Origin of the sequence: Candidatus Methylomicrobium oryzae, from assembly GCF_016745425.1 — a bacterium.
GTDB classification, from domain to species: domain Bacteria; phylum Pseudomonadota; class Gammaproteobacteria; order Methylococcales; family Methylomonadaceae; genus Methylomicrobium; species Methylomicrobium oryzae.
In genome coordinates this window covers 235,153-247,302 of the sequence record NZ_JAERVK010000003.1, presented here as the reverse complement: position 1 = coordinate 247,302, position 12,150 = coordinate 235,153, and the positions used below count along the sequence as shown (strand labels likewise).

The window sequence follows — 12,150 nt, the reverse complement described above, 5'->3', positions numbered from 1 at the left end:
ATGTTTACCGCCAAACCTCGCGCCCCACAGTCAAATAGAGCAAGCGCCCAGAAAACAGTCGACCTGCCCTATTTCGACGCGCTGCTGAAACTGCTGCACAGCGGCAATGCGGCGGTCGAGCAGAGTTTCGGGAGGCACGTGCACTGGGGATATTGGGAACATCCGCAGGCAGCCCTCCTGAGCGCTACCGATTTTGCCGAAGCCGCCGAGAACCTGAGCCGGGAACTCTGCCGGGCCGCCTCGATAGAAACAGGGCTGGCCGTACTGGATGTCGGCTGCGGTTTAGGCGGGACGATCGCGCATATGAACGACCGATACTCCGACATGCAACTGACCGGTTTGAATCTGGACGCCCGCCAGTTGCAGCGCGCCCGCGACCAAACCGTTACCCAAGCCCGGAATCGGATCGACTTCGTCCAAGGCGATGCCTGCCGGCTGCCGTTTCCGGACCGGAGCTTCGATGCGGTGCTCGCCGTCGAATGCATTTTTCATTTTCCGAGCCGCGAGCTGTTTTTTCGGGAAGCCTGGCGCATATTGAAGCCGGGCGGCATACTCGCTCTGTCCGATTTCATTCCCGCGCCGGTAATCGTTCCTTTCGCCAAAATCAGGTTGCCCGAGCGTTTAAGCCGGGGATTTTACGGCAAATGCAACGTGCAATATACGCTTACAGACTATCGGCAATTAACCGACAGAACCGGCTTTACCTTACTTTGCGAACGGGATATTACGAGAAATACGCTGCCGACCTACCCTTACCTCAGACGGCTCGCCCGGCAGGCAGGCTACTTTAACGGCTTCGCAATGGTTGAGACCGCTGCTTTGGAACTGCTGAGCCGGCTCAGGCTGATCAAATATTTCGTTTTCGCGTTCGAAAAAGGCGCCGACGACTCCGCACCTTTAATGGGATAGCCTGACCGGCGCGATCGGCAGCATGATCAAAAAGCCTAGACCCGAACCGAGCGCCAGCCATTTTACGAACGTATAAAGCCGGCGCAGTTTGCGGTTGGCCTTGTTGACGATCGTAAACTCGTTCAGATAAATCGTTTCGCAGGCGCCGTTGCCGGTATCCTCGCGTGTCGTGCTGGTGCCCCGGTACAAACCGTTGGCAGGGTTCGCGTATTCTGCGAGCGAGCCGTTAAGGCGGATATGGTCGCCCGGCTCGGCCTCCATTAGCGCAGCTTTGACCAGCGCCTTGTCGGCCAACAGATGATTGTTCGACAGTGCATTCATCTTAAACGCGTTGCCGGTCTCGCTATCCTGCCAGGCAGCCCAACAGGTCCAGGAATCGTTATGGAACTTGACCTGGCGATAAACGCCGGACTGCACATTCTCGCCCCAAACCACGCACAAATCGCGCAGGTTCAGGAAATCCTGCCAGCGGCCGTGATGCCAGATGTCGTCCAGTTGATCCGCATCGTGCAGGCTGACGACGACGCCGTCGAGCCGGTAGGAAAATTTGGGCGTCACCGTATAATGCTGCCCCTTGACTTGCGCTGTGAAGGCGGCTTCATCGGTCGGTTCCTGTTGGGGTTCCTGAAGCGCCTCGGCATCGTAAAAAGAAGGCTCGGGCAGTCTGTCCTTGTAGACGTACAGGCTTACCCAAAGCAATGCGCTGACCCAGAAGACCCTCTTGAACAGCGTTTCCAGAAACGACGACAACACCCTACTCAACGGTGCGGCAAATACGCAGTCATTCACTCATCGGCAAATGCAGCGCCATTTTTTTTAAGGCCAGCGCACCTTCATAGAGCGCTTCGGACAGCGTCGGATGGGCATGGATGGTCTTCGCGAGGTCTTCGCTGCTGGCGCAAAACTCCATCGCGAGCACCGCTTCGGCGATCAGTTCGGATGCCTGCGCGCCGATCATGTGGACGCCGAGAATCCTGTCGGTTTCGGCATGCGCGATCACTTTGACCAGCCCTTCGGTTCGTCCCATCGTCAGCGCGCGCGGCGAAGCTTTCATCGGAAAAAAGCCGACCTTCACCGGTTCGCCGCGCGCCCTGAGCGCCTGCTCGGTTTGTCCGACCCAGGCAATCTCCGGATCGGTATAAATCACGCTCGGCAACAGATCGTAGTTGATGATCGGATGGAGGCCTGCGATCTGTTCGGCTACGAACACCCCTTCTTCGATGCCCTTATGCGCAAGCATCGGGCCGAGCAGAGTCAGATCGCCGACCGCATAGACGCCGGGCAGATTGGTCCGGCAATTTTCGTCGACATGCACATAACCCGACTCGTCGAGCAACAGGTCGGCTTCGGGTGCAGCCAATCCTTCGGAGTTGGGCTTCCGGCCGATCGCGACAATCATCCTGTCGACATGCAGCACATCGTTGCCCTCGTGATTCTGGTATTCGATCACGATTTTGCCCTCGCTTTTCTTCGCTGAAACTACGCGCGCGCCGAGCCGCATCTCCATGCCCTGACCGGTGAAGATACGGTAAGCTTCAAGCGAGATATGCTGGTCCGGCAGATTCAGAAAATTTTCCTGAGCCTCGAGCAGAATCACCTCGCTGCCTAAGCGGTTCCAGATGCTGGCAATCTCCAGTCCCTTGATCCCGGCACCGATAATCGCAAGGCGTTTGGGGACCGAATCCAGGTTCAACGCGTCGCCGGTGTCAATGATGTATTCCCGGTCGATCGGCGCGCAAGGCAATTCCAGCGGCTTGGAGCCCGTCGCCAGAATGATATGGTCCGCGTTCAGGTAAGACGCTTCGCCGCCTTTTACCGGTACGATTTCGACCAGTCCCGCCTGCAGCAATTTGGCTCTGGCATGAATATGATCGATCTTGTGAGAACCGAACAGTCCGGCAATGTGGCGGTTGATCTCCGCAACGATCCGGTCTTTCCGTTCGATCATCCGCCCGACATCGAGCGAAATGTTCCCGACGCCGATTCCGTGCTGCGCCAGGCCGGTGGTCAGCGAATGATAAATCTTCGCCGACTCGAGCAGGGCCATCGACGCGATGCAGCCCGCGTTCAAATACGCCCCGCCCAGATTGGGCCGGCCGAATCCATCGCTCCAACTGTCGACGCAGACCGTTTTCAACCCCAGCTGGCCGCAGCGTATCGCCGTCACATAACCTGCCGGACCTGCACCGATGATGATCACATCGTACTTCGCTCGTTGTTTCGGCATGTTTAAATGTTCAGCAGTAAATGGGCCGGCGACTCCAGACACTCTTTGATCGTGACTAAAAACTGCACCGCTTCGCGGCCATCCACCAGGCGATGATCATAAGACAGCGCCAGATACATGATAGGCCGGATCACGATCTGACCGTTCTCGACGACCGGCCGTTCCTTGATTGCATGCATGCCCAGAATCGCGCATTGCGGCGGATTCAGAATCGGTGTAGACAGCATCGAGCCGAATACGCCGCCGTTGGTAATCGTAAAGGTGCCTCCCTGCAGGTCTTCATAGCTCAACGTGCCGGTGCGCGCCTTCTCGCCGAAATCGGCGATGCTTTTTTCAATGCCGGCAAAATCCAGTTGATCGGCATCGCGCAGCACCGGCACGATCAGGCCGCGCGGGGTCGAAACCGCGATCCCGATGTCGAAATAGCCGTGATAAATGATGTCGTTGCCGTCGATCGACGCATTGATCGCCGGAAATTTTTTCAGTGCTTCGATTGAAGCCTTCACGAAAAACGACATGAAGCCGAGCTTGGTACTGTGTTTTTGCTCGAATCGCGTCTTGTACTGGTTGCGCAGATCGATCACGCTCTGCATGTTGACTTCGTTGAAGGTAGTCAGCATCGCCGCGTTTCGTTGCGCCTCCAACAGCCGCTCCGCGACTTTCGCGCGCAGCCGGGTCATCGGCACGCGCTGTTCCGGGCGCAGGTTCGAGGGTCCGCGATTTTGCTCGGGCGCCGGACGCGGCGCCTGGTCCGGCAATGGCGCCGGCGCTTTCAGCTCGGCTTCGGGCGCAGCCTGCTTCTTCAAATGGTCGAGCACGTCGGACTTGGTAATCCGTCCACTTTTGCCGGTGCCGGTAATTTCCTGCGGGCTCAGCGTCGTTTCCTGGAGCAGGCGCCTGACCGAAGGGCTTAACGGCATTTCCGCGGTCTCCTGGCGAGGCTCCGCGGTTTTCGGCGTCGCCGCGGGACTTTCAACAGGCGACTGAGTCTTGGCCGCATCGGTGCCGGCCCCGGAAGTGTCGATGACGGCCAAGACCTCGCCCGCGGTCACGACCGTACCGTTTTCCTTCAGAATGCTGCTTAACACGCCCGCTTCGGGAGCCGGAACTTCAAGCACGACCTTATCGGTTTCCAGATCGACCAGATTCTCGTTCCGGGCCACCTGATCGCCGGGCTTTTTATGCCAGTTCACTAAGGTGGCATCGGCGACCGATTCGGGTAAATGGGGGACTAACACTTCAATGCTCATATTAACTTCCTTAGGAATTGCCGTATAAAGCCGAATCCACGACGGCTTTCTGCTGTTGGATGTGTTCATGGAAATGGCCGACCGCCGGCGCCGCGGACGGCTCGCGGCCGCTGTAGCTCATTCGGATGTGCGGCGCCAGGTTGTCGCGGAAATGGTGGTTCGACTGGTACCAGGCCCCCTGATTCTTGGGTTCTTCCTGACACCAAACGAACTCTTCCAGATTCGGATATTTGGCCAATTCGGTCTTGAACAACTCGGTCGGAAACGGATAAAGCTGTTCGATCCGCCCGATCGCGACATGTTTCAGGCCGGCTTCGCGGCGCGCTTCCAGGAGATCGTAATAGACCTTGCCGGCACAGAATACGTAGCGGGTTACCTGCTGAGGATCGATCTCGTCCACCTCGCCGATGACCGCCCGGAAATGGCCGTCGGTCAATTCTTCCAGGGTTGAAACGGCCAGCTTGTGCCTGAGCAGGCTTTTCGGACTCATCACGATCAGCGGCTTCCGGTACGGCCGGATCAGCTGCCGGCGCAAGAGATGGAAGATTTGCGCCGGGGTCGTCGGCGAGCAAACCTGGATGTTGTGCTCGGCGCAGAGCTGAAGATAACGCTCCAGCCGGGCGGAAGAATGCTCCGGCCCCTGCCCTTCATAACCGTGCGGCAGCAGCAGCACCAAGCCGCACAAACGCCCCCATTTGGTTTCGCCGGAACTGATGAACTGATCGATCACGACCTGGGCGCCGTTTGCGAAATCGCCGAACTGCGCCTCCCAGATCACCAGCGTGTTAGGCATCGTGGTGCTATAGCCGTATTCGAAACCCAGCACACCGGCCTCGGACAGCAGCGAATCGAAAATCTCCACTCGCCCCTGGTCCTTATCCAAATGTTTCAACGACACGTATTCTTCGTTCTTCAACTGGTTGTGCAGCACCGCATGGCGATGTACAAAGGTGCCCCGGCCCACGTCCTGGCCGGTCAGGCGCACATGGTACTTTTCCATCAGCAGCGTCGCATAAGCCATGTTTTCCGCGAAGCCCCAATCCAGCGGCAAGGCACCGGCCGCCATCTTGCGGCGGTTGTCCATCACCTTGGCAACGCGCGGATGGATTTCGAAGCCGGCCGGCAACCGCAGCATACGGTCGTTGCAATAGCGGATCCGGTCGAGCGAGGCTGTCGTATCGCACGGCGCTTCCCAGTTCTGGCCGTGAAACTGATTCCACTGATGCGTATAGGAATATTTCGGATTCTGTGACAAAGGCCGCGACACCACCTGACCCTCGTCGAGCATTTTCTGGTAGGTGCTCTCCATCTCCGCCGCTTCTTCCGCCGAAATTACCCCTTCGGCGACCAGCTTCTCGGCGTAAAGCTTTCGAGTCGTTTTGAGCTGGCGGATTTTCTTGTACATCATCGGCTGCGTCGCGGCCGGCTCGTCGGCCTCGTTATGGCCGAGCCGCCGGTAGCAGATCAGGTCGATCACCACGTCCTTCTTGAAAGTCATCCTGAAATCCAGCGCCAGCTTGCTGACGAAAGCAACCGCTTCCGGATCGTCTCCGTTCACATGAAATACCGGCGCCTGGATCATGCTAGCAAGATCGGTGCAATAGAGGGTGGAACGGGCGTCCCGCGGGTCGCTGGTGGTGAAACCGATCTGATTGTTGATCACGATATGGATCGTACCGCCGGTTTCGAATGCGCGGGTTTGCGACATATTCAAGGTTTCCATCACGATACCCTGGCCCGAGAAGGCCGCATCGCCATGAATCAGAACCGGAACGACCTGATCCTTGCCGTCGATGCCGGCACGGTCCTGCCGTGCCCGGACCGAACCTTCGACCACCGGATTGATGATCTCCAGGTGTGAAGGATTGAACGCGAGCGTCAGGTGAATCGGGCCGGTCGGCGTATCGATATCCGACGAAAAGCCCATGTGGTATTTGACGTCGCCCGAACTGACGCCCGGCGGCGATGATGCCGAATGGCCCGCAAACTCGTCGAACAATAGAGCCGGACTCTTGCCGAGAATATTGACCAGCACGTTCAAGCGTCCGCGGTGCGCCATGCCGATTACGATTTCGTTGACTCCTTTGGTGCTGCAGCCCATAACCAGTTCGTCGAGAATCGGGATCAGCGATTCCCCGCCCTCAAGCGAAAACCGTTTCTGGCCGACGAATTTGTTATGCAAATAGACTTCGATCCCCTCGGCCGCCGTCAACAATTTCAGCACCCAGCGCTGTTTCTCCGGATCAAGTGTCAGATTGCCTTTGGCGTTTTCCATCCGGCTGATCAGCCACCGGCGCGTCGCGGTATCGACGATATGCATGTATTCGGAGCCGATGCTGCCGCAGTAAATCTCTTTCAGATTCGCGATGATTTCACGCAACGGCAGGCGGTCGACGCCGTGCAGGATGCCGGTATCGAACCAGGTATCCATGTCGAGTTCGGAGAGCCCGTAAAAGGCCGGGTCCATATCCGGGGGCGGCGGCAGGGTCTTGCCGAGAGGATTGTTGTTGGCGATCTGATGCCCGCGCACCCGGTAGTGATTGATCAGACGCGCGACCGCAGCCTGCTTCTTAACGCTCTCTTCGGTAAAGCCCTGCAGTTGCGCCAGCCGCCCTTGCGATTTCGTCGCGAGTTCGGCAAACCGTTCGACAATCGGGCTATGCGGGGTCTCATAGCCGCCGCCGTTCTGAATCGAGCGAAAACGCTGCCGCCAATCGGGATCGACCGACTCGGGGTCTTTCAGATAACGCTCGTATAAATCTTCGATGAACCAGGCGTTGCTTCCATACAGGGAGGAAGATTCCCGGAATTTTTCAAGCAGCGAAGCCATGATAAGTATCCTGATGGAAAAAAGCGGAAACGGCTGTCTGTCCGGATTAATATTCGCACGCAATAGCGTAGTGGTATATTACCAGTATGTACGGCCTTTGCTCACTAAATAAATGCGCGATAAATGTGCGCATAAAACTTGAGACAACGGAATTTCTTGAACTGTAATCGAAAAACGTATGACAGACCCTAAAAACATCGTAATCAAAGTCAAATACACTACGCCAGACGCCGCTGCCGAAACCCCGGTCCCGAACGTGAAAATGATCACGGAATGGAACATCAAACGCATCGCCGGCGCGATAAGCGCCTTGATTTTGTTGATTACGGCGCTGTTCCTCCTGCTGCTGGCCGGTAATTCCGAACCGGAAGTCGCCGCACGGAACGAAGCTGCGCCGGCACCGACACCTTCCGCCAGCCAAAGAACTATCCAGCCCAACCCGAAGCTTTCCTCGCAAGAGGCTTCTGTAACCCCAGAGAAGCAGGCTGCGATTCCCGCTTCCCCTCCGAGAGTGTCTACTCACTCCAAAACTTCCGTCCCTACAGGTAGCGGCGGTCGAATCCGACGGGCTGCGCTTGCCTACCGCATTGTCGATAAAGAACCGGCCGATTTGATCGAAGGCAACGTCAGCATCGGCAACGGAAAACCCATGCAGGTGTATTATTTCACCGAAGTCAGGGGCAAAACAGCACAAATCCTGTTTCACGAATGGTTTAGAAACGGCCGGATGGTGCTACGCCACCCTGTTGCTGTCGCCGCGGAAAGATGGCGCACATCCAGCCAACGCGAACTTGGCCCCAATGATCGAGGAAACTGGTCAGTACGGACTATCGACAATTACGGCACGGTTATTAATGAAATACGTTTCACTGTATCGACCGAATAACCCGTTCCGCCCTCTGGCTTATAGCCTTGAATTATATTACGCATAAAAACGCGCCCTGCCGTTCAGTTAAATATTACTGAATGTTTCCTTAAAACTTTGGTCACAGTAATCAATATCTCAATATCGGAATTTTCTTCTACAGAGATTTTGTTTTTTCTTAATAATAATCTCAACCATGCCGGATGCAGGATTGCTGATACGGAGAATCAGCGTGATCAATTTCACTAAATGATATAAGGCATGTTTTAAAATCGATATTGGTTATGATAAAATTTAAATTCACTAAATTTTGAGCAATACATTATGACTGATTTTCAGAATCTTTCTGTGAACGAATTACAAACGGTTATCGAAAACGCAGAGAAGGCGTTAAAAAATAAGCTTGTCAACCACCGCAAAGAAATCATAACGCAGATAAAAGAATTGGCTGCTTCGATCGAAGTGACGGTGGAAATCATCGAGAACGATAAAAAATCGCCCCGGAAAGGCGTTAAAGTGCCAGCGAAGTACCGCCACCCTAATGATCCGAACAAGATCTGGACGGGACGCGGCATGATGCCGAAATGGCTGCGCACTTTAATCGAAGAAGGACACGACAGTTCGGAATTCAAAATCTAAAATCGATTTCGAAAGATCTGGCTCGGGTTTTAAAATCTAAATCGATTTCGAAAAAATCTGAAACTGTATCTAAGGAAAAAATCGTTCTAATACCTTAACTCTGTCACGAAACGGGATTCCGCGGCTGCCATATGGCGAGAGAACGGAGCCTCAAGCATGGACTGATGTTATGGCAAAGATGGGGATATTCGACAAAAAGACTATCCCCATTTCAAAGCGGTCACTTTTGTTCGATTTCCCGCAAATAAAGCGTCGCCCCGATCACCGCAGCGGGCGCAACGATGATATTTACGATCGGCACAGCCAAACCCGCTGCCGCCAGCCCTCCGAAACTCAAAGCCCCCCATCTGACGCTGCCGATGAGTTTGCGCTGTTCGGAAAACAGAACTCCCGCATTTTCCAACGGATAAGCCAGATATTCCAATGCCATTCCCCAAGCACCGAATAATGCCCATAATAACGGTGCAATCACATTAACCCCCGGAATAATCGAAATTATTACCAGCAATATTGCACGCACCCCCAAATAAGCCGCCCGCCGCAATTCGGCCTTGAAGACCTGGAGCCAGGGCGCCTCTGCCACCGTTGCCGATTCTCCGGCGGCAACCCCCAAGGTCGCGGCTGATAACATGCCGTAAAACGGCGACGCAATCAGATTGGCCAATACCGTAAAAGTAAAAAATCCGCCGATAAAAAAACTTATAAAGAATAGCGGCCACAATATCCAGCGCAGCCATTGCAGCCAATCCGGAATAAATCGATCGATCATATCGCCGAGATAAAGATATCCCAGCGCGAATGCAACCGCATACAGCACAAGATTGACCACTACCGGAATCACGACAAATTTTCGCAGTTTCGGATTGCCGAGCAAGCGGATTCCCTCCCCGAAAAATTTAATCGCCAGCAAAGGATTATTCCCTCTTCGATCTAACATCATTCGCAATACCTCCCGTATTTATTATGGTCAGGACATCCGCAAGCGGGCCATGCCGTCGGCGGACGGATTCGGCACGACTCCCTTTTCAGTCACAATCGCATCGATCAATTCCGACGGCGTCACGTCGAAAACCGGATTCCAGGCCTGGACCAGCGATTCCCGCTCCCGATAACAGGCGGGCAGCAGCTCCGCCGGATCGCGTTCTTCGATCTCGATGCGGCTGCCGTCGGCGATCGTCCAGTCGATCGTCGAAGTCGGCGCAACCACCATGAATTTGACGCCGTGCTGCCTGGCCAAAACCGCCAAGGCATAAGTGCCGATCTTGTTCGCCGTATCGCCATTCGCCGCGATGCGGTCCGCGCCGACGATCACCCAGTCGATCGCGCCGGAACGCATCAGCCAGGCCGCCGCCGAATCGGCAATCAGGGTCGCGGGTATGCCGTCCTGGGACAATTCCCAGACGGTCAGCCGCGCGCCTTGCAGCCAGGGCCGCGTTTCGCCCGCATAGACCTTTACCGGCCGACGGCTGTACAAGCTGCGTATCACGCTGAGCGCGGTCCCGTAGCCGCCGGTGGCGAGCGCGCCGGCATTACAGTGCGTCAAGACCCCTTTCGCGCTGCCGATCAGGTCCGCGCCAAGTTCGCCCATCGTCCGGTTCGCGGCAATGTCGTCCGCATGGATCTTTTCGGCTTCCGCAAGCACCGCGGCCAAAGGCGCATCCAGGTGCGCATCGAGCGTCTTTTTCATCCGGTCCAGCGCCCAAAACAGATTCACTGCGGTCGGCCTCGATTTGGCCAGCCTGTCGATATCGGCATCGATCTTGGCACGCCAGTCCGCTGCATTCTCGCCGGCATGGCGCATCACCGACAATACCACCCCATAGGCGGCGGCAATCCCGATTGCCGGCGCACCGCGCACCCGCATCGAAGCGATCGCACGGCTCACATCTTCGGCCGTGTCAAAATCCTGATAAACGATCCGTTCGGGCACTTTCCGCTGATCCAGAACCTGCAATGCATTACCGGTCCACTTGAGGGCTTCGACAGACAATCTGTTTTGTTTCGTCATTATTTAGTCAAAAATCGTCGTATATAAAGTTATAATTCCGCGCTTCAATCAAGGAATGCCCATGCAAGTCGATACCCTGATCCATGCCCGCTGGATTATACCCGTTGAGCCCGAATCCGTAACCTATGAAAACCACAGCCTGGCAATCGACGGCGGCCGGATCGTCGATCTTTTGCCGACCGAAGCCGCTCGGCAAAAATATACCGGGACGCATATCGAAAACCTGGGCAGCCACGCGTTACTGCCGGGGTTGATCAATTGCCATACCCATGCCGCGATGACACTGTTGCGGGGCATTGCGGACGATCTGCATTTGATGGACTGGCTGCAGAACCACATCTGGCCGCTCGAACAGCGCTGGGTCAGTGAAGCGTTCGTCAGGGACGGTACCGAACTGGCGATCGCCGAAATGATTCGCGGCGGCACGACCTGTTTCCAGGACATGTACTTCTTCCCGGACGTCGTGGCGCAGCAGGCCGTACAGCACGGCATCCGCGCCAGTATCGGCCTGATCGTGGTCGACTTCCCGACCGTCTGGGCCGAAACCGGCGATGTCTACATCGAAAAAGGCCTGGCTTTGCGCGACCGGCTTCGCTACGAGCCGCTGCTGACGACCGCATTCGCGCCGCATGCGCCTTACACGGTATCGGACGCGCCGCTCAAAAAAATCCGGATGTTTTCGGATGAACTGGAACTGCCGGTACACATGCATGTGCACGAGACGAAGCACGAGGTCGAGGAGGAATTCGCCAAGACCGGCCTGCGGCCGCTCCAACGCTTAAAAGCTTTAGGACTGTTGAGTCCGATGCTGTCGGCAGTCCATATGACGCAACTGACCGAGGACGAAATGGATCTGCTCGCAGAAACCGGCGCGCACGTCGTGCATTGCCCGGAATCGAACCTGAAACTGGCCAGCGGCTTTTGCCCGGTCGCAGAATTGATTGCCCGCGGCGTCAACGTCGTGCTCGGCACCGACGGCGCGGCCAGCAACAACGACCTCGACATGTTCGGTGAAATGCGCACCGCCGCGCTGCTCGCCAAAGCGGTCGCGAACGATGCAAGCGCCCTGCCCGCCTCAATGGCGCTGAGAATGGCGACGATCAACGGCGCCAAAGCGCTCGGCATCGACCGCGAAACCGGCTCGCTCGAAACCGGCAAAGCGGCCGATGTGATCGCGATCGATTTAAGCGACCTCGAAACCCAACCCTTGTATTGTCCGGTTTCGCAGATTGTCTATGCGGCCAGCCGTCGGCAGGTCAGCGACGTCTGGGTCGCCGGAAAACGCCTATTGAAACAACGCGAATTGACGACGATCAATTCCGGCGAATTGAGCGGAAAGATCGGCGATTGGAAAGACAGGCTTGCATCCTGATCTGTTTACCGTAACAAAAAGGTATGCACAGCGTACCCTATGTGTTGACC

General features: G+C 56.1%; 10 protein-coding genes. 4 read left to right on the top strand and 6 right to left on the bottom strand.

Features of this window, described 5'->3' with window-relative positions; genetic code table 11:
* On the top strand, positions 1 to 909 hold the full coding sequence (locus JJL52_RS04710) for a class I SAM-dependent methyltransferase (protein WP_202051240.1): 909 nt from the start codon (positions 1 to 3) through the stop codon (positions 907 to 909).
* Here JJL52_RS04710 and JJL52_RS04705 read toward each other — a convergent pair.
* The 4 genes from JJL52_RS04705 to JJL52_RS04690 are packed head-to-tail and all read right to left on the bottom strand — an operon-like array spanning position 898 to position 7,216.
* A complete protein-coding gene (locus JJL52_RS04705) occupies positions 898 to 1,698 on the bottom strand; it encodes a hypothetical protein (protein WP_336885041.1) in 801 nt (266 codons plus the stop codon). The genes JJL52_RS04710 and JJL52_RS04705 overlap by 12 nt on opposite strands.
* Complete coding sequence (lpdA, locus tag JJL52_RS04700) at positions 1,691 to 3,136, bottom strand: dihydrolipoyl dehydrogenase (RefSeq protein WP_202051239.1); 1,446 nt, start codon at positions 3,134 to 3,136, stop codon at positions 1,691 to 1,693. The genes JJL52_RS04705 and lpdA overlap by 8 nt, the downstream gene beginning before the upstream one ends.
* 2 nt (positions 3,137 to 3,138) lie before the next feature.
* Positions 3,139 to 4,386 carry a 2-oxoglutarate dehydrogenase complex dihydrolipoyllysine-residue succinyltransferase gene (odhB, locus tag JJL52_RS04695; protein ID WP_202051238.1) on the bottom strand — a complete coding sequence of 416 codons (1,248 nt, stop codon included), beginning with the start codon at positions 4,384 to 4,386 and terminating at the stop codon, positions 3,139 to 3,141.
* Between the two features lie 10 nt (positions 4,387 to 4,396).
* A complete protein-coding gene (locus JJL52_RS04690) occupies positions 4,397 to 7,216 on the bottom strand; it encodes a 2-oxoglutarate dehydrogenase E1 component (protein ID WP_236994044.1) in 2,820 nt (939 codons plus the stop codon).
* Positions 7,217 to 7,394: 178 nt separating this feature from the next.
* Here JJL52_RS04690 and JJL52_RS04685 point away from each other — a divergent pair, with 178 nt between their 5' ends.
* Positions 7,395 to 8,102, top strand: coding sequence for a DUF2914 domain-containing protein (locus JJL52_RS04685; protein ID WP_202051237.1), 708 nt, complete (start codon positions 7,395 to 7,397; stop codon positions 8,100 to 8,102).
* A 303-nt stretch (positions 8,103 to 8,405) separates the two neighbouring features.
* Entirely contained in the window at positions 8,406 to 8,720 is a 315-nt protein-coding gene (locus JJL52_RS04680; RefSeq protein ID WP_202051236.1) for an H-NS histone family protein, read from the top strand.
* A gap of 220 nt (positions 8,721 to 8,940) precedes the next feature.
* Here the strand turns inward: JJL52_RS04680 and cysZ are convergent, their stop codons facing one another.
* Both cysZ and mtnA read right to left on the bottom strand, forming a co-directional pair.
* Positions 8,941 to 9,630: a sulfate transporter CysZ gene (cysZ, locus tag JJL52_RS04675; RefSeq protein ID WP_436231506.1), complete on the bottom strand. Its 690-nt coding sequence runs from the start codon at positions 9,628 to 9,630 to the stop codon at positions 8,941 to 8,943.
* 57 nt (positions 9,631 to 9,687) lie between these two features.
* Positions 9,688 to 10,728, bottom strand: coding sequence for an S-methyl-5-thioribose-1-phosphate isomerase (mtnA, locus tag JJL52_RS04670; RefSeq protein WP_202051234.1), 1,041 nt, complete (start codon positions 10,726 to 10,728; stop codon positions 9,688 to 9,690).
* Positions 10,729 to 10,789: 61 nt separating this feature from the next.
* On the opposite strand from mtnA, the gene JJL52_RS04665 reads away from it, so the two are divergent.
* A complete protein-coding gene (locus tag JJL52_RS04665; RefSeq protein ID WP_202051233.1) occupies positions 10,790 to 12,100 on the top strand; it encodes a TRZ/ATZ family hydrolase in 1,311 nt (436 codons plus the stop codon).
* Positions 12,101 to 12,150 lie beyond the last annotated feature (50 nt).